General features: G+C 72.2%; 28 protein-coding genes. 14 read left to right on the forward strand and 14 right to left on the reverse strand.

All coding sequences use genetic code 11. The features are described 5' to 3' along the window. Nucleotides 1-60: 60 nt before the first annotated feature. Nucleotides 61-1,062 (reverse strand): GNAT family N-acetyltransferase, encoded by a 1,002-nt coding sequence (locus IE311_RS34200; protein ID WP_189835777.1) that lies wholly within the window; start codon nt 1,060-1,062, stop codon nt 61-63. Between the two features lie 112 nt (nt 1,063-1,174). On the opposite strand from IE311_RS34200, the gene fdxA reads away from it, so the two are divergent. After that, on the forward strand, nt 1,175-1,495 hold the full coding sequence (fdxA, locus tag IE311_RS34205) for a ferredoxin (protein WP_015035968.1): 321 nt from the start codon (nt 1,175-1,177) through the stop codon (nt 1,493-1,495). Between the two features lie 108 nt (nt 1,496-1,603). Then, the gene (locus IE311_RS34210; protein ID WP_189835778.1) at nt 1,604-2,698 is read left to right on the forward strand and encodes a bifunctional succinyldiaminopimelate transaminase/glutamate-prephenate aminotransferase; all 1,095 of its coding nucleotides are present in this window, start codon (nt 1,604-1,606) and stop codon (nt 2,696-2,698) included. Nucleotides 2,699-2,800: 102 nt separating this feature from the next. Here the strand turns inward: IE311_RS34210 and IE311_RS34215 are convergent, their stop codons facing one another. Beyond that, nucleotides 2,801-3,262 (reverse strand): ATP-binding protein, encoded by a 462-nt coding sequence (locus IE311_RS34215; protein ID WP_189835779.1) that lies wholly within the window; start codon nt 3,260-3,262, stop codon nt 2,801-2,803. Nucleotides 3,263-3,563: 301 nt separating this feature from the next. After that, nucleotides 3,564-4,556, reverse strand: a complete 993-nt coding sequence (locus IE311_RS34220; protein ID WP_189835780.1) for a hypothetical protein — start codon at nt 4,554-4,556, stop codon at nt 3,564-3,566. 29 nt (nt 4,557-4,585) lie between these two features. Here IE311_RS34220 and dapE point away from each other — a divergent pair, with 29 nt between their 5' ends. Continuing rightward, the gene (dapE, locus tag IE311_RS34225) at nt 4,586-5,680 is read left to right on the forward strand and encodes a succinyl-diaminopimelate desuccinylase (RefSeq protein WP_189835781.1); all 1,095 of its coding nucleotides are present in this window, start codon (nt 4,586-4,588) and stop codon (nt 5,678-5,680) included. 128 nt (nt 5,681-5,808) lie between these two features. Next, on the forward strand, nt 5,809-6,558 hold the full coding sequence (locus IE311_RS34230) for an LOG family protein (protein WP_189835782.1): 750 nt from the start codon (nt 5,809-5,811) through the stop codon (nt 6,556-6,558). An 86-nt stretch (nt 6,559-6,644) separates the two neighbouring features. Here the strand turns inward: IE311_RS34230 and folP are convergent, their stop codons facing one another. Continuing rightward, nucleotides 6,645-7,505 (reverse strand): dihydropteroate synthase, encoded by an 861-nt coding sequence (gene folP, locus IE311_RS34235; RefSeq protein ID WP_189835783.1) that lies wholly within the window; start codon nt 7,503-7,505, stop codon nt 6,645-6,647. Between the two features lie 103 nt (nt 7,506-7,608). Here folP and IE311_RS34240 point away from each other — a divergent pair, with 103 nt between their 5' ends. Together IE311_RS34240 and IE311_RS34245 are read left to right on the forward strand one after the other, a co-directional pair. Beyond that, nucleotides 7,609-7,935: a hypothetical protein gene (locus IE311_RS34240; protein WP_189835784.1), complete on the forward strand. Its 327-nt coding sequence runs from the start codon at nt 7,609-7,611 to the stop codon at nt 7,933-7,935. Beyond that, on the forward strand, nt 7,932-8,534 hold the full coding sequence (locus tag IE311_RS34245; RefSeq protein ID WP_189835785.1) for a DNA-3-methyladenine glycosylase I: 603 nt from the start codon (nt 7,932-7,934) through the stop codon (nt 8,532-8,534). The genes IE311_RS34240 and IE311_RS34245 overlap by 4 nt, the downstream gene beginning before the upstream one ends. Before the next feature lie 22 nt (nt 8,535-8,556). Here IE311_RS34245 and IE311_RS34250 read toward each other — a convergent pair whose 3' ends face one another. The 3 genes from IE311_RS34250 to chcB form a co-directional block, all read right to left on the reverse strand. Then, the gene (locus tag IE311_RS34250) at nt 8,557-9,783 is read right to left on the reverse strand and encodes an FG-GAP-like repeat-containing protein (RefSeq protein WP_189835786.1); all 1,227 of its coding nucleotides are present in this window, start codon (nt 9,781-9,783) and stop codon (nt 8,557-8,559) included. A 27-nt stretch (nt 9,784-9,810) separates the two neighbouring features. Beyond that, nucleotides 9,811-11,055, reverse strand: a complete 1,245-nt coding sequence (locus IE311_RS34255) for an FG-GAP-like repeat-containing protein (protein ID WP_189835787.1) — start codon at nt 11,053-11,055, stop codon at nt 9,811-9,813. A 100-nt stretch (nt 11,056-11,155) separates the two neighbouring features. After that, the gene (gene chcB / locus IE311_RS34260) at nt 11,156-11,959 is read right to left on the reverse strand and encodes a 2-cyclohexenylcarbonyl CoA isomerase (RefSeq protein ID WP_189835788.1); all 804 of its coding nucleotides are present in this window, start codon (nt 11,957-11,959) and stop codon (nt 11,156-11,158) included. A 312-nt stretch (nt 11,960-12,271) separates the two neighbouring features. Here chcB and IE311_RS34265 point away from each other — a divergent pair, with 312 nt between their 5' ends. Continuing rightward, nucleotides 12,272-12,439 carry a DUF3117 domain-containing protein gene (locus IE311_RS34265; RefSeq protein ID WP_009997451.1) on the forward strand — a complete coding sequence of 56 codons (168 nt, stop codon included), beginning with the start codon at nt 12,272-12,274 and terminating at the stop codon, nt 12,437-12,439. Nucleotides 12,440-12,600: 161 nt separating this feature from the next. On the opposite strand, the gene IE311_RS34270 is transcribed toward IE311_RS34265, so the two are convergent. Then, nucleotides 12,601-13,266, reverse strand: a complete 666-nt coding sequence (locus IE311_RS34270) for an O-methyltransferase (RefSeq protein ID WP_189835789.1) — start codon at nt 13,264-13,266, stop codon at nt 12,601-12,603. 142 nt (nt 13,267-13,408) lie between these two features. Between IE311_RS34270 and sigE the strand changes: the two genes are divergently transcribed. From sigE to IE311_RS34295, 5 genes are all read left to right on the forward strand, one after another. Further along, nucleotides 13,409-14,167 (forward strand): RNA polymerase sigma factor SigE, encoded by a 759-nt coding sequence (sigE, locus tag IE311_RS34275; RefSeq protein WP_189835790.1) that lies wholly within the window; start codon nt 13,409-13,411, stop codon nt 14,165-14,167. After that, nucleotides 14,164-15,096: an anti-sigma factor family protein gene (locus IE311_RS34280; RefSeq protein WP_189835791.1), complete on the forward strand. Its 933-nt coding sequence runs from the start codon at nt 14,164-14,166 to the stop codon at nt 15,094-15,096. Before sigE ends, IE311_RS34280 begins: the two co-directional genes overlap by 4 nt. A 78-nt stretch (nt 15,097-15,174) precedes the next feature. After that, a complete protein-coding gene (locus tag IE311_RS34285; RefSeq protein WP_229902347.1) occupies nt 15,175-16,998 on the forward strand; it encodes a S1C family serine protease in 1,824 nt (607 codons plus the stop codon). A 91-nt stretch (nt 16,999-17,089) separates the two neighbouring features. Further along, a complete protein-coding gene (locus IE311_RS34290) occupies nt 17,090-17,548 on the forward strand; it encodes a sec-independent translocase (RefSeq protein WP_189835793.1) in 459 nt (152 codons plus the stop codon). A gap of 74 nt (nt 17,549-17,622) precedes the next feature. Then, on the forward strand, nt 17,623-18,249 hold the full coding sequence (locus IE311_RS34295) for a hypothetical protein (RefSeq protein WP_189835794.1): 627 nt from the start codon (nt 17,623-17,625) through the stop codon (nt 18,247-18,249). 118 nt (nt 18,250-18,367) lie between these two features. Here the strand turns inward: IE311_RS34295 and IE311_RS34300 are convergent, their stop codons facing one another. Genes IE311_RS34300 through IE311_RS34310 form a run of 3 tightly spaced genes read right to left on the reverse strand, consistent with a single transcriptional unit; the run spans nt 18,368 to nt 21,379 of the window. Beyond that, entirely contained in the window at nt 18,368-19,501 is a 1,134-nt protein-coding gene (locus tag IE311_RS34300) for an Mrp/NBP35 family ATP-binding protein (protein WP_189835795.1), read from the reverse strand. 44 nt (nt 19,502-19,545) lie between these two features. After that, complete coding sequence (locus IE311_RS34305; RefSeq protein WP_189835796.1) at nt 19,546-20,106, reverse strand: DUF1003 domain-containing protein; 561 nt, start codon at nt 20,104-20,106, stop codon at nt 19,546-19,548. Further along, the gene (locus tag IE311_RS34310; protein ID WP_189835797.1) at nt 20,099-21,379 is read right to left on the reverse strand and encodes a magnesium transporter MgtE N-terminal domain-containing protein; all 1,281 of its coding nucleotides are present in this window, start codon (nt 21,377-21,379) and stop codon (nt 20,099-20,101) included. Before IE311_RS34310 ends, IE311_RS34305 begins: the two co-directional genes overlap by 8 nt. 435 nt (nt 21,380-21,814) lie before the next feature. On the opposite strand from IE311_RS34310, the gene IE311_RS34315 reads away from it, so the two are divergent. Beyond that, nucleotides 21,815-22,501 carry a hypothetical protein gene (locus tag IE311_RS34315; protein WP_229902348.1) on the forward strand — a complete coding sequence of 229 codons (687 nt, stop codon included), beginning with the start codon at nt 21,815-21,817 and terminating at the stop codon, nt 22,499-22,501. Nucleotides 22,502-22,580: 79 nt separating this feature from the next. On the opposite strand, the gene IE311_RS34320 is transcribed toward IE311_RS34315, so the two are convergent. Both IE311_RS34320 and IE311_RS34325 read right to left on the reverse strand, forming a co-directional pair. Next, a complete protein-coding gene (locus IE311_RS34320; RefSeq protein WP_189835798.1) occupies nt 22,581-23,090 on the reverse strand; it encodes a hypothetical protein in 510 nt (169 codons plus the stop codon). Between the two features lie 25 nt (nt 23,091-23,115). Further along, a complete protein-coding gene (locus IE311_RS34325) occupies nt 23,116-24,243 on the reverse strand; it encodes a magnesium and cobalt transport protein CorA (protein ID WP_189835799.1) in 1,128 nt (375 codons plus the stop codon). A 427-nt stretch (nt 24,244-24,670) separates the two neighbouring features. On the opposite strand from IE311_RS34325, the gene IE311_RS34330 reads away from it, so the two are divergent. Next, on the forward strand, nt 24,671-25,255 hold the full coding sequence (locus IE311_RS34330) for a suppressor of fused domain protein (RefSeq protein WP_030320716.1): 585 nt from the start codon (nt 24,671-24,673) through the stop codon (nt 25,253-25,255). A 44-nt stretch (nt 25,256-25,299) separates the two neighbouring features. On the opposite strand, the gene IE311_RS34335 is transcribed toward IE311_RS34330, so the two are convergent. After that, nucleotides 25,300-25,542 (reverse strand): hypothetical protein, encoded by a 243-nt coding sequence (locus IE311_RS34335; protein ID WP_229902349.1) that lies wholly within the window; start codon nt 25,540-25,542, stop codon nt 25,300-25,302. Nucleotides 25,543-25,685 lie beyond the last annotated feature (143 nt).

The raw sequence follows: 25,685 nt of genomic DNA on the forward strand, positions 1-25,685 counted from the left end.
CGTTGCCCCGCCCGCCGTCCGGTTCGTGTTCCGGTCCGTCCGGTGGTGGTACGTCCTCCGTCACGCCTCCGCCCATCGGTAGTGGTGGTAGTGGTGATGGGGTGCGAAGCCCATCCCGTCGTACAGCGCCAGCGCGCCGTCGTTGTCCGCCTCCACCTGGAGCCAGGCCGCCGACGCGCCCTCGTCGAGGGCCTGTCGGGCGAGCGCCGTCATGACGGAGGTCGCCAGGCCCCGGCGCCGCTGGTCCGGGTCGACCTCGACGGCCATGAAGCCGGCCCAGCGTCCGTCGACGACGCACCGTCCGATCGCCGCCGGTACCTCTCCCGTGCCCGCCACGGACGCGAACCACACACTCGGTCCCGAGTCGAGCACCGACCGTACCGCCGGGCCCGGTTCGCCGGAGCGCCGGTAGCGGCGGAGCCACGACTCGTCGACGGTCCGGGAGAGGCGTACGGCGGAGATGTCGGCGTCCAGGTCGCCGATCGGGGCGAGCGCCCCGATCCGCACCTCGGCGGAGACCTCGCGCCGCCAGCCGTGCCGGTCGAGGGCCGCGCAGAGCAGCTCCTGGGTGCCCTCGGCGCCGGTGGCCGTCTGGATGTACGCGGGGAGCCCCCGGGCCGCGTACCAGGCGCGTACGCGCGTCAGGGCGTCTGTGACCGGCAGTCCCGGGTCACCGAGCGGGAGTACGGAGTTGGCGCGGCGGGTGAATCCGTCCGAGGCCCGCAGGGTCCATTCTCCGAGCGCTTCGCTCTCGACCGGCTGCCACGCGCGCGCGGTGGCCCGTGCCAGCTCCGGGAAGGTGGCCGAGGGGCCGCGGCGCCGGGCGGGGGCGGCGGGGACGGCCTTCCCCGCGACCAGGGTGGATTCCGCGATCCGGACGCTCTCGCCGCTCTTTCGTGTGATCAGCAGCACAGAGTTGTCCCATGATGTGAGAACTCCGACCGCGTCGGTGAACCTGGCACCCGCCGCCGGTGACTCCGTCACGTACCGAACGGAGACACGTTTTCCCACGTCAGCGCTGGTAATTCGGACCTCAAGGCGTCCTCCGCCGGTGAATTCCACAGCTTCTCCGCCCCTCCTGTTCGGATCGCCCCCAAGAACGGAGATACTAGGTGCGGGCATCGACGACGCCGCGCTCCCGCGCAGACCAGCCCTATCGAGGAGGAACGACAGCGTGACCTACGTCATCGCGCAGCCTTGTGTCGACGTGAAGGACAAGGCGTGCATCGAGGAGTGCCCCGTCGACTGCATCTACGAGGGCAAGCGGTCCTTGTACATCCACCCGGACGAATGCGTCGACTGCGGGGCCTGTGAGCCGGTCTGCCCGGTCGAGGCGATCTTCTACGAGGACGACACCCCGGAGGAGTGGAAGGACTACTACAAGGCGAACGTCGAGTTCTTCGACGAGCTCGGTTCGCCCGGTGGTGCCTCCAAGCTCGGCGAGATCGAGCGTGACCACCCCTTCATCGCCGCCCTGCCGCCGCAGAACGGCTGATCGACCGCTTCAGGTCGAATCCGGTCCCGTACGGCGTCGGCCGCCGTACGGGACCGAGGCGTTTCCCGACGCCTTCCCCGCGCACGTACAGGAAGTGAGAGCCAACCCGTGAGCGCAGTCTCTTCGCGCCTGCCCGTCTTCCCCTGGGACAAGCTGGAGCCGTACAAGAAGACGGCCCTGGCGCACCCGGACGGAATCGTGGACCTCTCGGTCGGCACGCCGGTCGACCCGGTCCCCGCGCTGATCCAGGAGGCCCTGGTCGCGGCGGCGGACTCGCCGGGCTATCCCACGGTCTGGGGCACCAAGGAGCTGCGGGACGCGCTCACCGGCTGGTGCGAGCGGCGTCTGGGCGCGGTGGACTTCGCGCACGAGAACGTGCTGCCGGTGGTGGGCTCCAAGGAGCTGGTGGCGTGGCTGCCGACGCAGCTGGGACTCGGCGCGGGCGACCGGGTGGCGTACCCGCGGCTCGCGTACCCGACGTACGAGGTCGGCGCGCGGCTCTGCGGAGCCGAGGCCGTGGTCTACGACGACCCGACGGAGCTCGACCCGGCGGGGCTCAGGCTGCTCTGGCTGAACTCCCCGTCCAACCCGACCGGCAAGGTCCTGGGCAAGGACGAGCTGACCCGGATCGTGGCCTGGGCCCGCGAGCACGGCATCCTCGTCTTCTCCGACGAGTGCTACCTGGAGCTGGGCTGGGAGGCCGACCCGGTCTCCGTCCTGCACCCGGACGTCTGCGGCGGTTCGTACGAGGGGATCGTCGCCGTCCACTCGCTGTCCAAGCGCTCCAACCTGGCCGGCTACCGCGCCGCGTTCGTCGCGGGCGACGCGGCCGTGCTCGGCGAGCTGCTCCAGATCCGCAAGCACGGCGGCATGATGACCGCGGCGCCGGTGCAGGCGGCGACGGTCGCGGCGCTCGGCGACGACGCGCACGTGGCCGAGCAGCGGGAGCGGTACGCGGCCCGCCGGGCGGCGCTGCGGGCGGCCCTGGAGGCGCACGGCTTCCGGATCGAGCACAGCGAGGCGAGCCTGTACCTGTGGGCGACCCGGGACGAGCCCTGCTGGGAGACCGTGGCCTACCTCGCGGAGAAGGGCGTCCTGGTGGCTCCGGGCGACTTCTACGGCGAGGCGGGGGAGCGGTTCGTGCGGGTGGCCTTCACGGCGACGGACGAGCGCGTGGAAGCGGCGGTCAAGCGGCTCGGCTGAGCCTCGGAGACAGCGGGAAGGGCCCGGGAGCTTTCGCTTCCCGGGCCCTTCGCCGTGTGCGCCGCGCCTGCCGCGCGGTGCGTGCCGTGCCGTGCGTGCGGGTCAGCCGCCGAGGGGCAGCCCGCCCAGCGTCTGGCCGGTCGGCAGGCTGCCGAGGCCGCCGCCCAGGGCGCCGTCGGCCGGGCCCTCCGCGCTCTCCGCGGCGGCGCCGGCCGTCTTGCCGACGACCTCGCCCGCGCTGCCGGCGGTGTCGCCGGCGACCTTCTGGGCGGCCGGGGTGGCGGTCTTGCCCGCCGCGCCGACGGTCTTGCCCGCGGCGGGGACGGCCGTGCCGACGGCCTGGCTGCCGGCACCGCCGACGACGCCGGTGGCCGTCTGCGAGGCGCCGTCGACGGCGGTGCCCGCTCCGGCGGCGTCCAGGGTGGAGAGACCGGTGAGGGCGCCGGTCGGCGCGATGTTGTGGTCCAGGGCGCTCGCGGAGCCGGCCGCACCGACCACGGGGGCTGCTCCGGCCGCGATGAGGAGGGCGGCGCGGGCGATCCGACGGGTCAGGGGGAGGGTCATGGTGCTCCTTCGACGAGGTGCGAGGTGTTGTTCGGACGCAGTGACAACCGGCCCCGGGGCGGGGGAGGTTGCGGAGGCCGAAGGTAAAGAATTGGCAATGCGTCGTATTGTCGGGTGGGGAGGAAAACGGACGAACGCGTCATTGCGCAGACGTCTGCCGAACCGTCACTTCCCTTGCCGGGCAAGGGAATTGGCGGGGTGGGGCGCAGTGCGGAAAAGGCGGCGCGGAAGGGTCGCGAATTTCTCCGGACGCGAGCCGGTCCCATGCCACGGGCGAGTGAATCGCCGTACGGGTGATCGGCTACTTCGCGAGGCGCATACGGACGGTCTCCCCGCCCCGGGCCGGTGCGCCGGAGGATTCCGGGGCCCCCTCCGGCGAGCCCGAGGCCCTCGGCCCCGAGACCTTCGACCAGCCGCCGCCGGCCTCGCCCGCGCGCCACACCCGGTCCCGGTACGCGACCTCGGTGATGCGCAGCGTGTCCGCCCGCGCCACCGCCCACTGCGCCAGCTCCCAGCCGCGCCGCTCGTCCGCCCCGGCGCCCTGCGCCGCCCCGGACCCGGCCGTCGCCCGCACCGGCACCACGAGCGCCGGCGGCTCGCCGGCCGACCGGCCCGCGCTCGGGCCACCCGTCACGGCCTTCGGCGCCGCCTTCTCGCCGAAGGCGCGGACCAGCTCGGCGCGGACCTTCTCCGGATCGCCCGGCCGGCCCTCCGCCGTGTTCGCCGTGCAGGAGAGCGCCGCGGGAGACCGGCCCGTCAGCGCCGCCGACAGCAGCGTGGCGTCCGGCTCGTGCTTCGCGTACGCCTGCGGGAAACCGCTCTTCTGCACCTTCTGCGCCGCCACCGTCAGCGGCAGCCGCGAATATCCCCGGACCTTCTCCAGGCCCTCGTAGAACTTCCCCGCCGAGTACACCGGGTCCATGATCTGCGCCGGCGTCCCCCAGCCCATCGAGGGCCGCTGCTGGAACAGGCCGAGCGAGTCCCGGTCGCCGTGCTCGATGTTCCGCAGCGCCGACTCCTGGAGGGCCGTCGCGAGGGCGATCGTCACCGCACGCTCCGGCAGGCCCCGGCTCGTCCCCACGGCGGAGATCGTCGCGGCGTTCGACGCCTGCTCGGGAGTGAACTCGTACCGGTTGTCGCCGCTGCCCACGCTGCACCGGGGCGTGCCCGTACTCCCCGTCACCTGGTGGAAGGCCACGTACGAGGCGAGGCCGAGGAGCGCGGCGAAGGCGGCCGCGGAGCGGGCGAGGCGGCCGCGACGGGCGGGGCGGGTGGGCTCGGACACGGGGCCCACCGTACTGGAGGCCGCGTTAGGGTCGGCACATGGCTGACATCACCCCGCTCGACGCGCCCCTCGACCTGTCCCAGGACGGGGCCGCGCTCACCGCGGCCCTCGTCGACTTCCCGTCCGTCAGCGGGACCGAGCAGCCGCTCGCGGACGCCATCGAGCAGGCGCTGCGCGCCCTGCCGCACCTCACCGTCGACCGGTACGGCAACAACGTCGTCGCCCGCACCCGGCTCGGCCGCGGCGAGCGGGTCGTCCTCGCCGGCCACATCGACACCGTGCCGATCGCCGACAACGTGCCCTCGCGACTCGACGAGAACGGCATCCTGTGGGGCTGCGGCACCTCCGACATGAAGTCCGGGGTCGCCGTCCAGCTGCGGATCGCCGCCACCGTCCCCGAGCCCAACCGCGACCTCACCTTCGTCTTCTACGACAACGAGGAGGTCGCCGCCCACCTCAACGGCCTCGGGAAGATCGCCGCCGCGCACCCCGACTGGCTGGAGGGTGACTTCGCGGTCCTCCTGGAGCCCTCCGACGCCCAGGTCGAGGGCGGCTGCCAGGGCACCCTGCGCGTCATCCTGCACACCGCCGGCGAGCGCGCCCACTCCGCGCGCTCCTGGATGGGCTCCAACGCCATCCACACCGCCTCCCCGATCCTCGCCCGCCTCGCCTCGTACGAGCCGCGCAAGCCGGTCATCGACGGCCTGGAGTACCACGAGGGACTCAACGCGGTGGCGATCCAGGGCGGCGTCGCCACCAACGTCATCCCCGACGCCTGCACGGTCACCGTCAACTACCGGTACGCCCCCGACCGCTCCCCGGCCGAGGCCCTGGCCCATGTCCGCGAGGTCTTCGCCGACTGCGACATCGCCGAGTTCGTCGTCGACGACGAGAGCCCCGGCGCCCTGCCCGGCCTCTCCCACCCGGCCGCGGAGGCCTTCATGAAGGCCGTCGGCGGCAGCGCCCAGCCCAAGTTCGGCTGGACCGACGTGTCCCGCTTCAGCGCGCTCGGGGTGCCCGCGGTGAACTACGGCCCCGGCGACCCCATCTACGCGCACAAGCGGGACGAGCACGTTCCCGTCGACCGGATCCACCACTGCGAGGCACGGCTCCGCGACTGGCTGACCGCCTGACCGCCTGACTTCTCCCCTCCCGACTTCCGTAATTTCGCGTTTCGTCACCTCTGTCGTCCTAGGCTGACCGGACCAGAAGATCAGTTGGCGGCCGACAACGGGCCGCCGATCGGCGGAGGGAGCAGGCCATGGGCATTCCCGAGGGAATGGCGAAGCCCGAGGAGCAGCGACTCGGTCCGGTGCTCAGGCGGCGGGATCAGGTCCAGCCGGGCACCACGGACCAGCGGCTGCTCGACACCGAGGGTGACTCGGAGTGGGTGCACACCGACCCCTGGCGGGTCATGCGCATCCAGTCCGAGTTCGTCGAGGGCTTCGGCGCCCTCGCCGAACTGCCGAGCGCGATCAGCGTCTTCGGCTCGGCCCGCACGAAGCCGGACTCGCCCGAGTACGAGGCGGGCGTACGGATCGGCCGGGCGCTCGTCGAGGCCGGCTTCGCGGTCATCACGGGCGGCGGCCCCGGCGCCATGGAGGCGGCCAACAAGGGGGCCAGGGAGGCCAAGGGCGTCTCGGTCGGCCTCGGCATCGAGCTCCCCTTCGAGCAGGGACTCAACCCGCACGTCGACATCGGCGTGAACTTCCGCTACTTCTTCGTCCGCAAGACGATGTTCGTGAAGTACGCGCAGGGCTTCGTCGTCCTGCCCGGCGGCCTCGGCACCCTCGACGAGCTCTTCGAGGCGCTGACCCTGGTCCAGACCCGGAAGGTCACCCGCTTCCCGATCGTCCTCTTCGGCACGGAGTACTGGAAGGGCCTCGTCGACTGGCTCCGCGACTCGGTCGTCGCGGGCGGCAAGGCCTCGGAGCGCGACCTGCTCCTCTTCCACGTCACGGACGACGTGGACGAGGCGGTCGCGCTGGTGACGAAGGAGACGGGCAAGTAGCGGCCCACGGGGCGGGGGCGACGGTCATCCGTCGCCCCCGCCCCGTTCCGCCCGGCCTGTGCCGGTTCGTTCCGTCTTCCGCGGGACTACGCCAGCCCGCGCCGTGCCACGGCCGGCGCCCGGTGACCCGCGATGGACGCCACCATGTCCAGCACCTGCCGGGTCTCGGCGACCTCGTGCACCCGGTACACCCGCGCTCCCAGCCAGGCGGACACGGCGGTCGTCGCCAGGGTCCCGAGGACCCGTTCCTTCACCGGCCGGTCCAGCGTCTCCCCGACGAAGTCCTTGTTGGACAGGGACACCAGCACCGGCCACCCCGTCTCCGCCATCTCCCCGAGCCGCCGCGTCGCCTCCAGGCTGTGCCGGGTGTTCTTCCCGAAGTCGTGGCCCGGGTCGATCATGATGGCGTCGCGGCGGACCCCCAGCGAGGCCGCCCGCTCGGCGAGCCCCACGGTGACCCGCAGGATGTCGGCCATCACGTCCTCGTACGCGACCCGGTGCGGCCGCGTCCGCGGCTCGGCGCCGCCCGCGTGCGTGCACACCAGCCCCGCGCCGTACTTCGCGGCGACCTCGGCGAGCCCCGGGTCGACCCCGCCCCAGGCGTCGTTCAGGACGTCAGCCCCGGCCTCGCAGACGGCCTCGCCGACGTCCGCCCGCCAGGTGTCCACGCTGATGACCACATCGGGATGGCGTCTGCGGACCTCCGCGACGAAGCCGACCGTGCGCCGCGCCTCCTCCTCGGCCGTCACCTCCTCGCCGGGGCCCGCCTTCACCCCGCCGATGTCGATGATCGCCGCCCCTTCGGCCACGGCCTGCTCGACCCGGGCGAGCGCCGGCTCGTCCCGGAAGGTGGCGCCCTGGTCGTAGAAGGAGTCCGGCGTCCGGTTCACGATCGCCATGATCACCGGCTCGTGCGGCCCGAATTCACGCCGTCCCAAGCGCAGCATCCCTTTTGTCCTCCCTCGTGTCCGTTCGCCTGCGACCCTAGCTGTCGGTGGCGCATGGCACGATCGGCACGGGACGATTTCCACTCCGGGGAGAGGCGCGCAGGTGTTCTGGTTTCTGCTCATCACGATGGTCGTGGTCGTGGCCGCGGTGACCCTGGCCGTGGTCGGCGGCGGCGACAGCGAGGTGTTGCCCGACGTGGCGCCCGAGCAGCTCGTCGACCCCCTTCCGGAGGCCCGGCCGGTCGACCGCGCCGACGTCGAGGCGCTCCGCCTCCCCGTCGGGGTCCGCGGCTACCGCATGGCGGACGTGGACGACGTCCTGGTCCGCCTCGGCGCCGAACTCGCCGAGCGGGACGCCCGGATCGCCGAGCTGGAGGAGGCCCTCGCGGGGGCGGCCGCGGACGGCGACGGAGAGGGTGGCCGGGCATGAGCCCCGGCGGGGCGGTCCCGGGACCGGACGGGCTGCTGCGCTGCCCCTGGGGCCTTTCGACCGAGGACTACGTGGCGTACCACGACGAGGAGTGGGGCCGCCCGGTCCACGGCGACGACGAGCTCTTCGAGCGGCTCTGCCTGGAGGCCTTCCAGTCGGGCCTGTCGTGGATCACGATCCTGCGCCGCCGCGAGACCTTCCGGACCGCCTTCCAGGGCTTCCGGATCGCCGACGTGGCGGCCTTCGGCGACGAGGACCGCGAGCGGCTCCTCCTCGACGAGGGCATCATCCGCAACCGGGCCAAGATCGACGCGACCCTCGCCAACGCGAAACTGCTCGCGGGCTGGTCCCCGGGTGAACTCGACACCCTGATCTGGTCGTACGCCCCCGATCCGGCGGACCGGCCGGTCCCGCGTACGGTCGCGGACGTTCCGGCGGTCACGGACGCGTCCACGGCCCTCTCGAAGGCCCTCAAGAAGCGGGGCCTCCGGTTCATCGGCCCGACCACGGCCTACGCCCTGATGCAGGCGTGCGGTCTGGTCGACGACCACGTGGAGGGGTGTGTGGCCCGGGGCGGCGGAGCGGCCCCGGACCACTGATCCCGAAGAACTGCCGGCCGGTCTAGAAGACGTGCACCCGGTCGGCGGTGTCCCAGCCCATGTCGGCCTGCGGGCCGCCGAGGCCGCCGCGGCCGTTTCCGGCGTAGACGTACAGCTGGTTCCAGTCGATCGGCCGCATCACGTCCGAGTTGCCGTCGCCGGTCACGTCGCCGACGGAGAGGACGGGCGCGTCCGACGGCCAGGCGTACGGCAGCTTGGTGCGGGCGCCGAAGGCGCCGCGGCCGTTGCCCGGGTAGAGCCAGAGTCCGCGCGAGCCGTCCCGCGCGACGAGGTCGGACCTGCCGTCGCCGTTCATGTCACCGGGCGCCACGAGCCGGTTCATGGTGTTCCAGCCGCCGCCGACCTTCTTGCGGGCGCCGAACCAGCCCTTGCCGTTGCCCGGGTAGGTCCAGAGCACGCCCGCGGTGTCGCGCGCGACCAGGTCGCGGCGGCCGTCACCGGTGATGTCACCGACCGCCTTGAGCTCCTTCATGGAGTTCCAGCCGCCGCCGATCTTGACGCGCGGCTTGAACCAGCCCTTGCCGTTGCCCGGGTAGAGCCAGAGGACACCGGCCCTGTCACGCGCGAAGACGTCCTCGTTGCGGTCGCCGTCGTAGTCGCCGTGCCGGACGATCTGCGTCATGGCGTTCCAGCCGCCGCCGATCAGTACGGCCTTGGGCGCGACGTCCCAGCGGGAGCTGTAGCCGTGCAGGTACCACAGCCGCCCGTCGTCGGCCCGCTCCAGGAGGTCGGGCCGGGAGTCGTTGTTCAGGTCGCCGAACTGCGCGGCGGCGGGGAGGCCGGTGGGGCGCTTCTCCTGCGGCCACCAGTCCATGTACGGGATGCCGCGGTTCGCCTCCCAGTGGGTGGTGGCCACGCGGACCGAGCTCAGCCTGTTGTCGAGCTGGCCCATCACCGAGCCGTCGAGGCTGCTCCCGCGGTTGTACGGGTCGACCACGAGGGAGTCGTTGCCGGCGAAGTTGGGGTCGACGTTGAAGAGGGCGTGCAGGCCCGAGTTGTTGACCAGCGAGGAGATCGTGTTGTCCCACGCCCCGAGGGAGCTCTGGGAGGACGTGATGATCTTCATCTCGCCCTTGAAGTCGTGGTACTGGAAGACGCAGAGCCGGCCCGAGGGGCAGCGCTCCTCGCCCGCGGCGGCGGGGGGAGCGGCGGTCATCAGCGTCGCCAGGGAGGCCGCCGTGGTCACGGCCGCGGCCAGGGCGCGGCGGCCCCGGACGGTGCGGATCATCGAGTGGGAATCCGTTCGTGAAGTGGGTCAGAAGACGAAGTGCGTGGAGCGGACCTGGGCGAGGTCGCGAGGCGCCTGGAGGCGCCCGTCGGCGGTGCCGGGGTAGACGCGGAGAAGGTAGTGGCCCTCTCCGACGTAGCTGCCCCAGGCGTGGGCGACCAGGTCGGGGCGGCCGTCGCCGGTCACGTCGCCGAGGCCCGCGAGCTCCTTGTGGCCGTTCCAGCCGCCGGTGCCGATGAGCTTGCGGGCGCCGAACCAGCCCCTGCCGTTGCCCGGGTAGAGCCAGAGCTTGCCCGCCGTGTCGCGGGCGACCAGGTCGGCCTTCTTGTCGGAGTTCATGTCCCCGGCGCCGACCAGCTCGTTGATCGACTTCCAGCCGCCACCGACCTGCTTGCGGGCGCCGAACCAGCCCTTGCCGTTGCCCGGGTACGTCCACAGGACGCCCGCGCCGTCGGAGGCGAGCAGATCGGCCTTGCCGTCGCCGGTGAGGTCGCCGGCCGCGGCCAGGTCCCGCATGGTGTTCCAGCCGCCGCCGATCTTGACGCGGGGCTTGAACCAGCCCTTGCCGTTGCCGGGGTAGAGCCAGAGGACGCCGGCCTTGTCGCGGGCGAGGACGTCCTCGTTCAGGTCGCCGTCGAAGTCCCCGTGGCGGGTCAGCTTGGTCATGGTGTCCCAGCCGCCGCCGACGAGCACGGTCCGGCCGGGGCTGGTGTAGGCGTGGGACGTCCAGAGCTGGCCGACCATGTTGCGGCTGAGGACGTCGGCGTAGCCGTCACGGTCCATGTCGCCGAACGCGCCGGCCGCGGGCAGCGTGGTGGGACGCTTCTTCACCACGTCCCAGAGCATCGGGTAACGGCTCTCGCTGCCGCAGAAGTCGTCGGCGTCGGGGCCGACGTCCACGGAGCTGACGGCCCGGTCCAGCTCGGGGTGGGAGCTCTCGTCCAGGGACTCCGAGAAGTAGGAGTGGGTCGCGCCCTCCGGGTCGAGTCCCGGCTTGGGGTGAAGGCAGACCGCGCTGCTGTATCCGGACAGCTTGACGACGTACGACCGGATGCGGTTGTCCCAGGAGCCGAGCGACAGCATCGGCTTCCGGATCACGATCATGTCGCCCTGGTACTCGGGCTGGCTGAAGCCGCACACGGCGTTGTCGGGACAGCGGTCCCAGCCGTCGGCGGCCACGGACGGCTGCGCCAGGACGGTGGCGGAAAGGCCGAGGGCCAGAACCGCCGTGAGCGCGCCGCGAAGAAGACGCGCGGGTGGAGCGGAACGCACGGAACCCCCCAGGTATGTGCGTACGAATGGTGAGCGGATCCTATAGACACGCCCACCACCCGTACGAGCGGGTTACGTTCCGGCCCCCGGCCCGGGTGCGTCAGCGGCCCAGGTACTTCGGCTTCTCCTTGGCGATGAAGGCGCGGACCGCGATCGTGTGGTCCTCGGAGGAGCCCGCCAGGCTCTGGAGTTCCTCCTCCTTGTCGAGGGCCTCGGCGAGCGAGTGGTCCGCCCCGTAGGCGAGGGACTCCTTCAGGGCCGCGTACGCCACCGTCGGGCCCTCCGCGAGGGTGCGGGCCACCTTCTCGGCCTCGGCGGCGAGGTCGGCGGCCGGGACCAGACGGTTCGCGATGCCGAGCTCGTACGCCTCCTGGGCGCCGATCGAGCGCGGGAAGAGCAGCAGGTCGGACGCCCGGCTCGCGCCGATCAGCCGGGGCAGCGTCCAGGACACGCCCGAGTCGGCGGTCAGCGCGACCCCGGCGAACGAGGTGTTGAACGAGGCCGTGTCCGCGACCACCCGGTAGTCCGCCGCGAGCGCGAAGCCGAATCCGGCGCCCGCAGCGACACCGTTCACGCCGGCCACCACGGGCTTGCGCATCCCCGCGAGCGCCTTGGTGATCGGGTTGTAGTGGTCCCGGACCGTGTTCATGGTCTCGCGGGTGCCGTTCTCGTGGTCCGCCATGAGCAGCCCCACGTGCTCCTTGAGGTCCTGACCGACGCAGAACGCCCGCTCGCCGGCCGCGGTGAGCAGCACCGCCCGTACGGCGGGGTCCGCGGAGGCCGTCTCGGCGGCGTCCCGGAGGGCGACCTTGGTCGCCACGTTCATGGCGTTCATGGCCTCGGGGCGGTTGAGCGTAATGGTGGCGAGTCCGTCGCTCACCTCGTACAGCACCGTGTCGGCCATGGGGTTCCCTTCGCCTCTTTGCGTGGTTGACCAGCACAGCATGGCGGACATCACCCGCCCCGCCCATGTGAGCTGCGTCAAAGATTGAAGGGGTCCGGCCGGACGCCGAGCGGCGAAGTATCGCAGGCCGATCGCCGAAATGTGGGGTTTTGAGAGAGCGCGTTGCGCAAGCGATGCCATTCGATGTTGGTCATCGGGTCCTGCCATGCGGGATAATGACCTGGAAGCAATGTGTTCGAAGCCGGTGACGCGTGCTCCACATCATGGAGCTGCCCGGCTGACAAAGAGCTGGTTTCAGGAAGGGGAACAAGCATGGCGGCCATGAAGCCGCGGACGGGTGACGGCCCGCTCGAGGTGACCAAGGAGGGGCGGGGCATCGTCATGCGCGTTCCGCTCGAAGGCGGCGGTCGGCTTGTCGTCGAGCTGACCCCGGACGAGGCCGAGGCGCTGGGCGATGCCCTGAAGAAGGTCGTCGGCTGACCCCTTCCCTCGCATCCTGACCACTGCCCCGGCACGGCTTGCCCGTGCCGGGGCAGTGGTGTGTACAAGGGGGGTACGGGAGGAAGGGCCGTGTTCCGGCCCCGGCGTACCGGGCCGGGAGAGCGGTGCTTCGGCCCCGGCGTACCGCGCGGGGGAGGCGTTCAGCCCCGGCGTACCGCGCAGAGCAGGCCGTCGCCGACCGGAAGCAGGGAGGGGATGAGCTCCTGGCTCTCCCGCACCGTGCGCAGCAGTTCACGGACGCGCTGGACCTCGGGCGGCTGGGCCGCCGAGTCGACCGTGCGGCCGTCCGCGAAGACGCCCTCGAAGCAGACGAGACCCCCCGGTCGCAGCAGGCGCAACGATTCAGCGAGGTAGTCCAGGTACTCGAGCCGGTCGCCGTCGCAGAACACGAGGTCGTATCCGCCGTCCGCGAGCCGCGGCAGCACGTCCAGGGCCCGGCCGGGGATGAACCGCGCCCGGTTGCCCGCGAAGCCCGCCGCGCGGAACGCCGTCTTGGCGAGCTGCTGCCGCTCCGGCTGGAGGTCCACCGTCGTCAGGACGCCGTCCGGCCGCATCCCGAGCAGCAGATAGATGCCCGACACGCCCGTGCCGGTGCCGATCTCCGCCACCGCCTTCGCGTCCGCCGTGGCCGCGAGCAGGCGCAGCGCACCACCGGTGCCCGGGGACACCGAGGGCAGCCCTGCCTCCCGGGCCCGCTCCCGGGCCCAGCGCAGAGCGTCGTCCTCGGCGACAAAGGCGTCGGCGAACGACCAGCTCGTCTGCCGGTTGGCGGTAATGGCCCTCTCCTGTCCCCGTAGTTGACGCAACGGTGACTGTATCCGCTGTCAGCGGGAACCCGCAGATGGGACCGGGCGTTCACCAGGGGAAGGACGCGGCAGGAGGAAGCCGGGGCACCCGGTTCCAAATTCGCGTAAAGATTCTTATCCGGAGCTAACGGGCGAGGTGGCTATGGTAGGGGCTCCACTGGACACCACCAGAGCCGACAGGGGAGGTGCGGCTGCGCCTGGGGATCGGGGAGGAGTGCTTCGGCGTCTTCTCAGGTCGGCGGGTGAGCCGAAATCCGTGACCGACACAGCTGACCGTTCCCGCTCCACCGACTCCGCTCCCACCACCGCGACCTTCGCATCGGATGCGGAATCGCAGGCGTGGACTCCGCCCACCTGGGAGGAGATCGTCAGCACGCACAGTGGCCGGGTCTACCGCCTCGCCTACCGCCTCACGGGCAATCAGCACGACGCCGAGGACCTGACGCAGGAGGTCTTCGTCCGCGTCTTCCGTTCGCTGTCGACGTACACGCCGGGCACCTTCGAGGGCTGGCTCCACCGCATCACGACCAATCTCTTCCTCGACATGGTCCGCCGCAAGCAGCGCATCCGTTTCGACGCGCTCGCCGACGACGCCGCCGAGCGGCTGCCCAGCCGTGAGCCCTCGCCGCAGCAGGTGTTCAACGACACCCACTTCGACGCCGACGTGCAGCAGGCCCTCGACACCCTCGCGCCCGAGTTCCGCGCCGCGGTCGTCCTCTGCGACATCGAAGGACTGTCGTACGAGGAGATCGCCGCGACCCTCGGTGTGAAGCTCGGCACCGTCCGCAGCCGGATCCACCGCGGGCGCTCCCACCTGCGCAAGGCCCTGAAGCACCGCTCGCCCGAGGCACGGGCGGAGCGTGCCCTGGCCTCCGTCGGATGGGAGGCAGGGACAGCGTGAGCGGCACTCGTCCCTCGTCACCGACCCCCGCGGAACACCACCTCGGGGACCGGCTGGCCGCACTCGTCGACGGCGAACTCGGCCATGACGCCCGCGAGCGGGTCCTCGCCCACCTCGCGACCTGCGCCCGCTGCAAGGCCGAGGCCGACGCGCAGCGCACCCTCAAGAGCGTCTTCGCGTCCGCGGCGGGCCCGTCGCCCTCGGAGGGTTTCCTCGCCCGGCTCCAGGGACTACCCGGGGGCCCCGGTGACCCCGGAGGCCCCGGCGGACCCAGAGGCCCCCTCGAAGAACTTCTCGGCGCGAGCGGAGTGAAGTCCGACGGCTTCGCCACGGCCGCCGTCGTCACCCCGCACCCTCCGGGCACCGGCTTCCGCATCCACGACGTCGGCGACCGCGGCTCCGGCACGTCCTGGCGCGGGCGGCGCTTCGCCTTCGCGGCGGCCAGCGCCGTCTCGTTCGCGGCGATCGCCCTCGGCGGCACCCTGCCCCTCGAAGCCTCGGTGAACGCGAGCGGGCGCGGCACCCAGGGCACCGGCACGGCGGTCACCCCGCTGCGTGCCACCGCCACGGGTCCCGGCGGCGGCACGGCGGTCGGCCGGGGCACGCGCTCCGGCGAGCGCGGCGCGCAGTCCTTCGACGGCACACAGGTGACCGCGGCGGCTCCGCTCTCTCCCGGGGCTCCGGCGGCGCTGCCGCACGGGCCGGTGGCGGGCCGGGGCACGGTACCGGCGGGAGCGGTCCCGCCGGACGCGGTGCGCTCCGCCGCGGCTCCTCTGGTGGCGGTGCGCTTCCAGAACCCGGCCGCGCAGTCGCTGCTCGCCCTCTCGCCGTTCATACGACCGACGGGTCCGGCCCTCCAGCTGGCCCTCGGCCCCGGTCCCAGCCCGGCGCCGAGCCCGACGACCGCAACGCTCGGCTCCCACCGCTGACCCGCGACCTGGTTGAATCCAGGGACAGGGGCGCCCGAGCCAAGGGGCGCGGACGGGCCAGCGGGTTGCGGGGAGAGCATGAACAACGGAAAGCCGAACTGGTGGAGTCGGCCTTCGAGCACGCCGGAGGCGGCGCGGATACCCTCGCCGCCTCCGTCCGGCGACGCCGACGGCGACGGTGACTTTCCCCTGCCCGCGCCGCAGCCGGCGGCCGGGGCCGAGGCGAGCGACCTGACGGATCCGGCGGGCCCGACGGTGCCGGTGGACACGACGGACGGGGCGGCGAGGCACGAGGCCGCCGCCGACGCGCCCGCGGCACCCGCCGAGCCCACCGTGCTGCTGACCAAGAGCGAGCCTCCCGCCCCGGCGGACGAGGCTCCGACGGCGCACCTCCCGGTGACCGGCGGCCGCCCGGCCGACGCCCCTCCGGCCGACGCCCCTCCCGCCCCGGTGTCCGAAGGCCCCGGGGTCGACACCACGCACGCCGCGCAGCCCGCGCCGCAGCCCCTGCACGCACCCGACGAGTACCGGACGCCGCCCTACGGCGAGCCCGGCCCCTGGGCGCCCGCGCCGCCCGTACAGCGCCCCCCGGCGCCCGTACCGCCGCAGCAGGCCCAGGTGCCTCCCGTACCGCCGCACCCCCAGCCCCACCCCCAGACACAGCCCCACCCCCAGACGAACGGTCAGGGCGCCGGCCTGCCGCCGCAGGCCGGTGCGCCCTGGGTGCAGTACGACCCCTGGGGAGCCGGCGGCGCCGGACTCCCGCCCGCGCCCGCGAAGAAGTCCCGCAAGGGGCTCGCCGTCGCGGGAGCGCTCGTCTTCGCCCTCGTCACCGGTGTCATCGGCGGCGGCATCGGCGCGTACGTCGAGCGCAACGGCGGCCTCACCACCGTCGAACTGCCGCAGGCGGAGGGCGGGGACACCGACCGCGCCCCGGACAGCGTGGCCGGGATCGCGGCCGGCGCCCTGCCCGGCGTCGTCACCCTGCACGTCAAGGGCGGCGGTTCGTCCGGCACCGGCACCGGCTTCGTGCTGGACGCCAAGGGCCACATCCTCACCAACAACCACGTGGTCGACGGCGCCGAGTCCTCCGAGGACATCACGGTGACCTTCTCCAGCGGTGAGACCGCCCGCGCCAAGGTCGTCGGCAAGGACACCGGCTACGACCTGGCGGTCGTCCAGGTCACCGGAGTCTCCGGCCTCAAGCCGCTGCCGCTCGGCAACTCCGACAACGTCCGCGTCGGCGATCCCGTCGTCGCCATCGGCGCGCCCTTCGACCTCTCCAACACGGTCACCTCCGGCATCATCAGCGCCAAGGAGCGCCCGATCACGGCGGGCGGCGAGAAGGGCGACGGCAGCGACATCAGCTATGTCGACGCCCTCCAGACCGACGCCCCCATCAACCCGGGCAACTCCGGCGGCCCGCTCCTCGACTCCAAGGGCCGGGTCATCGGCATCAACAGCGCGATCCGCGCGGCCGGCGGCGGCTCCGGCGACGGCGAGGGCGGCAGCGCCTCCCAGCCCGGTTCCATCGGCCTGGGCTTCGCCATACCCATCAACCAGGGCAAGCGCGTCGCCGAGGAGCTCATCAACACCGGCAAGGCCACCCACCCGGTCATCGGTGTGAGCCTCGACATGCAGTTCAACGGCGACGGCGCCCGCGTCGGCGAGAAGGGCAAGGACGGCACCGCCTCCGTCACGCCCGGCGGCCCGGCCGCGAAGGCGGGTCTCCGGCCCGGCGACGTCATCACCAAGGTCGACGGCCAGCGGGTGCACAACGGCGAGGAGCTGATCGTGAAGATCCGCGCGCACCGCCCCGGCGACCGGCTGGAACTCACCCTGACCCGCAACGGCAAAGAGCTGACAAAGACGTTGACGCTCGGTTCCTCGCAGGGCACCTGAGTGCCATGTGACGGACGCCGGGAGGTACCCGTCCGACAGTTTCGGCGGGTACCGTGGACCGGGCCCTTGACCGGCATGAAGGAGCTACTAGGTGTTCAGCGACATAGGCGCACTCGAGCTGGTGACGCTCGTGGTCCTCGCCGTGCTCGTCTTCGGGCCGGACAAGCTCCCGAAGGTCATCCAGGACGTCTCGCGCTTCATTCGGAAGGTCCGTGACTTCTCCGACAGCGCGAAGGAGGACATCCGCAGCGAGCTGGGCCCGGAGTTCAAGGACTTCGAGTTCGAGGACCTCAACCCCAAGACGTTCCTCCGCAAGCAGATGGAGCAGAACGAGGACCTCAGGGAGCTCAAGGAGCTGCGCGGCAGCTTCGACCTCAAGAAGGAGATGAACGAGGTCGCCGACGCGGTCCACAGCCGCGAGCCGCAGACCTCCGCCGTCAACGGCTCCCCGGGCGCCGTGCCCGCCGTCAACGGCACCCCGGACCTGCTGAAGAAGCAGGACAAGCCGGACACTCCGGAGCGTCCGCCGTACGACTCCGACGCGACCTGACGACGGGCTGTCACCGACCCGACGCGTCCCGGTGGCTATCCTCCCTCTGTTGACGCAACGAGGAGGCGGCCGAGATGGAGACCACGAGTCGGGTGGAGGGCGTACCCGCGGCCCGGCGGACCGCCGAGGGCTATCTGCGGGCGTCCTTCGCCTGGTACGGCCTCGACGAGGCCTTCACCGGGCCGCGCTGGCTGATGCAGGTCGGCACGGCGGCGGACGGCAGTGTGCAGCACGGGTCGACCGGGCACGGTGACACGCCGTCCATAAAGTCCGACGCGAGCGCCGCGGAGAAGGAGCGGTTCGCGGTGGTCGTGACGGTGGCCGCGAGCCCCGTACGACGGACCGGCGACGGCACGGGCGTCCTGGACGCCACCACCGTCTCCTCGGCCGCCTGGCTGGCCGGTTCCGGGCTGCTCGTCCACACCTGGCCCGCCTCGCTGGACCACGGGATGCGGGACAACTGGCTGGACCAGCAGACCGAGACGGCCTTCGAGCTGGCCGACGACCTCGACGGCCCGGAGTGGTCGACGCTGTCGCTGCCCGTGGACGGGGTGCCGATGCCGTTCCACTACCGCGAGTCGGAGTTCGGCTGGGTGCTGGCCGGGTCTGCCGCGGGGGTGCACCTCGGGGCGTACGGGCGGGGGATGAGCGCCTACGGGCTCGGCTTCTCGCAGATCAAGGACCTGGAGACGTACGCCTGACGACACGAGAAGGGCGCCCTCGATCGAGGGCGCCCTTCACGCTGTGCGGCCGCCGAGGGCCGGTGCCGGGTGCGTCCGCCCGCTCCGCCCCGCGGAACGACCGCCCACACCCGGGTGGCTAGAACTTGTTGCGCGGGGTGATGCCCAGGCTCATGCCCGAGAGGCCGCGCTGGCGGCCGCCGAGCTTGCCGGCGATCGCCCGGAGGGCCGCGCCCGCCGGGGAGTCCGGGTCGGACAGGACGACCGGCCTGCCCTCGTCGCCGCCCTCACGGAGCCGTACGTCGATCGGGATCGAGCCGAGGACCGGGACCGTCGCGCCCGTGGTCTGGGTCAGACCGTCCGCGACCCGCTGGCCGCCGCCCGTGCCGAACACGTCGACCATCTCGTCGCAGTGCGGGCACGGCAGGCCCGCCATGTTCTCGACCACACCGACGATCTTCTGGTGGGTCTGGACGGCGATCGAGCCGGCCCGCTCGGCGACCTCGGCCGCCGCCTGCTGCGGGGTGGTGACGACCAGGATCTCCGCGTTCGGGACGAGCTGCGCGACCGAGATCGCGATGTCGCCGGTGCCCGGGGGCAGGTCGAGCAGGAGGACGTCCAGGTCGCCCCAGTACACGTCCGCGAGGAACTGCTGGAGCGCGCGGTGCAGCATCGGGCCGCGCCACACCACCGGGGCGTTGCCCGGGGTGAACATGCCGATGGAGATGACCTTCACACCGTTCGCCGACGGCGGCATGATCATGTTCTCGACCTGGGTCGGTCGCCCGTCCGCGCCCAGCATCCGCGGCACGCTGTGGCCGTAGATGTCGGCGTCGACGACACCGACCTTGAGACCGTCGGCGGCCATCGCCGCGGCCAGGTTCACGGTGACGGAGGACTTGCCGACGCCACCCTTGCCGGAGGCGACCGCGTACACCCGGGTCAGCGAGCCCGGCTTCGCGAACGGCACCTCGCGCTCGGCGCTCGTGCCGCGCAGCGCCGCCGCGAGCTCCTTGCGCTGCTCGTCGCTCATCACGTCCAGCGAGACGTCGACGCCGGTGACGCCCTCGACGCCGGAGACGGCGTCGGTCACCCGCTGGGTGATGGTCTCGCGCATCGGGCAGCCGGAGACGGTCAGGTAGACCGTGACGGCGACCTTGCCGTCCGGTTCGATCTCCACCGACTTGACCATGCCGAGCTCAGTGATCGGTTTGTTGATCTCGGGGTCGTTCACCGTCGCCAGTGCTTCGAGCACCGCGTCTTCCATAGCCATACCGACGATGGTACGGCGCCGACCACCGGCCCATGAAAGGCCTGTCAACGGTCGGGTACGTCACTTCCGTGGGTGTCGGCCGACGGGAATAGATCCCGGCGCTCCTCCAGCTCCTTGATCAGGTCCTGGAGCTCGGAGCGGATCCAGTCGCGGGTGGCGACCTCGCCGAGCCCCATCCGCAGCGCGGCGATCTCCCGGGTGAGGTACTCGGTGTCCGCGATCGACCGCTCGTTCTGCTTCCGGTCCTGTTCGAGATTGACCCGGTCCCGGTCGTCCTGGCGGTTCTGTGCGAGCAGGATCAGCGGCGCCGCGTACGAGGCCTGGAGGGACAGCGCGAGCGTCAGGAAGATGAAGGGGTACTCGTCGAACTTGAGCGAGCCCGGCGCGAAGATGTTCCACAGCACCCAGACGATGATCGTCAGGGTCATCCAGACGAGGAACCGTCCCGTCCCCAGGAACCGGGCGATCCGCTCCGAGAGCCGGCCGAACGCCTCGGGGTCGTACTCCGGCAGCAGCCGGGCGCGCCGCTCCCGGGGCAGATCGAGCCGGATACGGGGACCCGACCGCTCGCGCTCCCGCTCGCGGTCCTGGGTGCGTTCAGCCATGCCCCGTCCCCTCCTCGTGGAACTCGGTCTCCCGCCAGTCGTCCGGCAGCAGATGGTCGAGCACGTCGTCGACGGTGACCGCGCCGAGCAGCGAACCGCTCTCGTCCACCACGGGCGCCGCGACCATGTTGTACGCGGCGAGATAGCTGGTGACGGCGGGCAGCGGGGTGTCCGGGCCGAGCGGCGGGAGATCGCTGTCCACGAGCGAGCTGACCAGCGTGAACGGCGGATCCCGCAGCAGCCGCTGGAAGTGCACCGTGCCCAGGTACTTGCCCGTCGGCGTCTCGTCGGGCGGCCGGCACACGTACACCTGCGCGGCGAGCGCCGGGGACAGGTCCTGCTGCCGGACCCGCGCCAGCGCGTCCGCGACCGTCGCGTCCGGCCGCAGCACGATCGGCTCGGTCGTCATCAGGCCGCCCGCCGTGCGCTCCTCGTACGCCAGGAGCCGGCGTACGTCGGCCGCGTCGTCCGGCTGCATCAGGGTCAGCAGCCGCTCCTGGTCCTCCTCGGGCAGCTCGGAGAGCAGGTCGGCCGCGTCGTCCGGGTCCATCGCCTCCAGGACGTCGGCCGCGCGTTCCTCCTTCAGCTTGCCGATGATCTCGATCTGGTCGTCCTCCGGCAGCTCCTCCAGGACGTCGGCGAGCCGGTCGTCGTCGAGCGCCGCGGCCACCTCGACGCGCCGCTTGGGGGAGAGGTGGTGCAGTGCGTTGGCGAGGTCGGCCGGGCGCAGCTTCTCGAAGGTGGCGAGCAGGCTCTCGGCGCCCTGCCCGTGCTCCTCGAGGGAGAAGCCGGTGACCGCCGACCACTCGACGGTCAGCGTCTCGCCCTTGCGGCTCAGCACCCCGCCCTTGCCCTTGCGGACGAAGACCTTGTCGATCTCCCAGTCGCGGCGGGCGGGCAGCTGCTGGATGGCGACGTCGAGGACGGTGACCTCCTCGCCCTCCTGCCCGCCGGGCCCCACGAGCCGGACGCGCCGGTCGAGGAGTTCGCCGAGGACGAGCCGCTCGGTGGGGCGCCGTTCGAAGCGGCGCATGTTGACCACGCCGGTGGTGATGACCTGGCCGGACTCGACGCCCGTGATCCGGGTCATCGGGACGAACACCCGGCGACGGCTGAGGACCTCCACGACCATGCCGAGCAGCCGCGGCGGACGCCGGCCGACCCGCAGCATGGCCACCAGGTCGCTGACCCGGCCGACCTGGTCGCCGACGGGGTCGAAGACCGGGACCCCGGCGAGGTGGGAGACGAAGATCCGGGGGGCGCCTGCCGCCATGCCACGCGCCTCCTCGGTGTCGCACGATTCGAGTCATTGCAGAGCTTTGCCGGGTTCAGGCTAGCCCGTGCCGTTCCGCCCTGCCCCGGTAGCGCCTCCGTACGGCTGCCGCCGGGTCCGTCACACGGCCCGGGTACGCTGCGGTCTGCCGTCCCCACCGGCACGCCGGCCCTCCCGCCCGGCAGAACAGACGGCCGCCGCCCCGCCATCCCGGACGGGCCGCGGCCCGGCAGCCCCCCACGATCCCGAGAGGCATCGCAGGTGACCGTTCGCACCCCGTCATCGCGTACTCCGTCCGCAGCACGTGTCCCGTCGCCCCGTACGCCCGCCGAGGCCCGTACGCCGTCGTCGGGCCCCACGGCGGCGGTCCACCGCACCCCGGCCGGGCGCCTCCGCAGAGCCGCCCTGCCGCTGGCGCTCTGCGCAGGTCTCACCGTGGGACTGACCGCCTGCGCGGCCGACCCGGACGAGGGGACGAACGGGGTCGGGAAGCTCTCCGCGCCCGAGATCGAGGGCAAGGCACGGTCCGCCGCGGGCACGGCGAAGGCGGTACGGCTCTCCGGCACCCTGGTCAGCAAGGGCGGCACCTTCAAACTGAACATGCGCCTCAGGCAGGACGGCGCCAGCGGCTCGGTGACCACGAAGAACAGCACCTTCGAGCTGCTGCGGGTCGGCGACGCGCTCTATCTGAAGGCCGACGCGGGCTTCTGGACCCACGACAGCAAGGGCGGCGCCACACCGTCGAAGGCGGACGCCGAGGCCGCCGACAAGCTCGACGACATGTACGTGAAGGTGCCGCAGGGCGACCCCTCGTACAAGCAGCTGCGCGGTTTCACCGACATGGGACCGCTCCTCGGCGGACTGATCGGCCTGCACGGCGAGAAGGTCAAGGGCGACCGGGACCAGATCGGCGGGGTCAGGACGATCAAGGTGAAGGGCGGCGCGGACGGCGAGGGCGGCACCCTCGACGTGGCCCTGGTGGGCTCCCCGTACCCGCTGCAGTTCGCGCGGGGCGGGGGAGGGGGCGTCGTGGTGCTCTCCGAGTGGAACAAGGACTTCCTGCTCACCGAGCCGTCGAAGGAGGAGACCCTCGACTACGGCAAGCAGCTGCCCAGGACCTGACCGGGTGCGGCGGGGTGGTCGTCCCCGACCGGGTCCGGTGCGGCGGGCGGTCGTCCCGGGCCCTGACCGGAGCCCGGGCTCAGCGCCGCTTGCGGCGCTTGAGCAGCAGTTTCGGCAGGCCGTGCGGCACGGGGTCGCGGGTCGTGGCCCCCGAGGGCAGCGGCACGGCGGCCAGGGAGCCGTCCGGCAGCTCCGTGGTCGAGGACCGGGGGTCGAGCCGCAGCACCCGGCACTCGCGCCCCCAGCGGCCCGTCATGGCCTCGCCGTCGGGCGCGTTGAGCCGCTTGCCCTTCAGTTCGGCGACCGCCGCGTCCCACTCCTCGGAGCCGTGGGCGAGCTCGCGCACGGTGGCCGTCCAGGCGACGAGCCGACCGCCCTTGTCCTTGCTGCGGACCGTCACCTCGGCCGTCCCGCCGTCCACCAGGCCGGGCAGCGGCTGCTCGCCGGGGCCGTCGCCGACGACGAACGCGGCGCCGTCGTGCCAGACGTGCCAGAGAGCCCGGGCCGGACCGGTGCCGCGGACCCACACCAGGCCGGACTTCTTGGTGGCCTCCTCGACGAGGGCGGACCCGAGCAGCTCTTCAGTCATGGCCCGAAGCCTAGCCGCAGAGCCGCTACAGCCAGCCGTTGCGCTTGAGCGTGCGGTGGATGGTGAAGCAGACCGCGATGATGCCGGTCAGCACCATCGGATAGCCGTACTTCCAGTGCAGCTCGGGCATGTGGTCGAAGTTCATGCCGTAGACGCCGCAGACCGCCGTGGGGACGGCGACGATCGCCGCCCAGGAGGTGATCTTGCGCATGTCCTCGTTCTGCGCGACGGTCGCCTGCGCCAGGTTGGCCTGGAGGATCGAGTTGAGGAGTTCGTCGAAGCCGACGACCTGCTCCTGGACGCGGGCGAGGTGGTCGGCGACGTCCCGGAAGTACTTCTGGATGTCGGGGTCGACGAGCCGCATCGGCCGCTCGGAGAGCAGCTGCATCGGGCGGAGCAGCGGAGTGACGGCCCGCTTGAACTCCAGCACCTCGCGCTTCAGCTGGTAGATCCGGCCGGTGTCCGTACCGCGCGTCGAACCCTTTGCGGCCGGCGAGAAGACGTCGATCTCCAGCTGGTCGATGTCGAGTTCGACCGCGTCGGCGACCGCGATGTAGCCGTCGACGACGTGGTCGGAGAGGGCGTGCAGCACGGCCGAGGGGCCCTTGGCGAGCAGTTCGGGCTCGCCCTGGAGGCGGTGCCGGAGGTTGCGCAGGGAGCCCTGGCCGCCGTGCCGGACGGTGATGACGAAGTCGGGGCCGGTGAAGCACATGACCTCGCCGGTCTCGACGACCTCGCTGGTCGCGGTGAGTTCGGCGTGCTCGACGTAGTGGATCGTCTTGAACACGGTGAAGAGGGTGTCGTCGTACCGCTCCAGCTTGGGCCGCTGGTGGGCGTGGACGGCGTCCTCGACGGCGAGCGGGTGCAGTCCGAACTCGGCCGCGATACCGGCGAATTCGGCCTCGGTCGGCTCGTGCAGGCCGATCCAGGCGAAGCCGCCGCTCTCCCGTACCTGGCTCATGGCGCCGCGCGGGGTGAGGCATTCGCGGTCGTCGACGCGGCGCCCGTCGCGGTAGACGGCGCAGTCGACCACGGCGCTGGAGGCCGTGTGGTCGCGGGTGGGGTCGTACGAGGTGTACGTGGTCGGGGTCTTGCGCAGGGGGTGCCGCAGGCTCGGGCGGACGGCGGCGCGCAGGTCACGGATCATCGACATGGGCATGCTCCTTCACGGAGAGGCCGTCGGCGAGCGTGGCACAGCCCGGAATGGGGACGTGGAGCTACGTCGTCCACAAAGCGGGCGGCACCGAGAGATCGCGGTGACGGCGTTCGCTACAGACAGGCAAAGGCGAGATGCTCTTCCGTCGTGCGAGATGCCGGGGAGGCGGGCCCCTACGGACAAGGGCCGGGAATCACCGGAGGTACGTACGCACCGGGCTCGGGTGCGGGGCGGAAGAGCGGCTGGTACTGCCCGATCGACTTCGGTCCATCGCAGCCCCACCTCCTCCGGCCGGTCCCTCGTGAGGGATGACGTGTGACGAGTAGTCGGGAGTTCGGGACTCCCGACCAGCGGCCAAGACTATCAGCCGACTGAGGGTCAATCCCTTCCTTTGCCCGTTCCATACGCGCTTTATGCTCAACCCATGGGAGAAGTTCTTGCTCTGGTCGAGGCTCGGTTGCGGACGGCGCTCGGAGAACCGGACGCGCGGGCCGCGGTGACGTTCCTCGGCACGGACCGGATCGAGGTGCTCCGCTTCATCGACGGCGACCTCGTGCGATACGCGACCCTCGGCATGTCCGCACAGCCGATGGCCGACCCGACCGCCGCGCTCGCCGACCCCGTCAAGGGGCCGCGCGCCGAGCTCGTCCTGACCGTACGGGCCGGCCTCGCCGACACCGACAAGGTGCTGCGCCCGCTCGCCGTGCTCGCCGCGACCCCGCAGGTCGAGGGCGTGATCGTGGCGGCGGGCGCCTCGCTCGACGTCGGCGACCCGCTCTGGCCCGGCGCCGCCTTCAGCTCGGTCCTGGTCGCCGAGTCCGGCGGACTGGTCGAGGACCTGGAGCTCGACGAGCCCATGGACCCGGTGCGCTTCCTGCCGCTGCTCCCGATGACCTCGAACGAGGCGGCGTGGAAGCGGGTGCACGGGGCGCAGGCCCTGGAGGAGCGCTGGCTGACGCAGGGTACGGACCTGCGCGATCCGCTGCGCAGGTCCGTGAACCTGGACTGACGGAAACCAGGCCGACAGGCGTTCCGCCGGCCGGGCCCCCGGGTTCAGGCGCGGGCGGCGGTCCTGCTGGCGATCAGGTTGGCGATCACCACGTAGACGATCGCCGGAATGCCGTAGTCGAGCAGCACCTGGAAGGTGTCCTGGGACACGCTGAAGAGCCCGATCGACCAGGCGGCGAGCCAGTCGGCGGCGCTGTGGAACCAGCCGACGACGGTGTTTCCCCGGTTGGCGTCGAGCAGGTCCAGGGCGATCCAGACGACCAGGATGCCCGCGAGGACGTGGGCCACGGTTCTTACGGCGGAGTCGATGCCTCTCATGGGGTCCGTCTTGCCCGAGCTCCCGGGGGCAAACCGACCCGCGGCGTCCGTGCCGCCCGCAGGCCGGGCGGCGTTCGTCCGGCCCGCGGCCCGCGGCCCGCGGCCCGCGGCCT

It is taken from the genome of Streptomyces zaomyceticus, assembly GCF_014656215.1.
Classification (GTDB): domain Bacteria; phylum Actinomycetota; class Actinomycetes; order Streptomycetales; family Streptomycetaceae; genus Streptomyces; species Streptomyces zaomyceticus.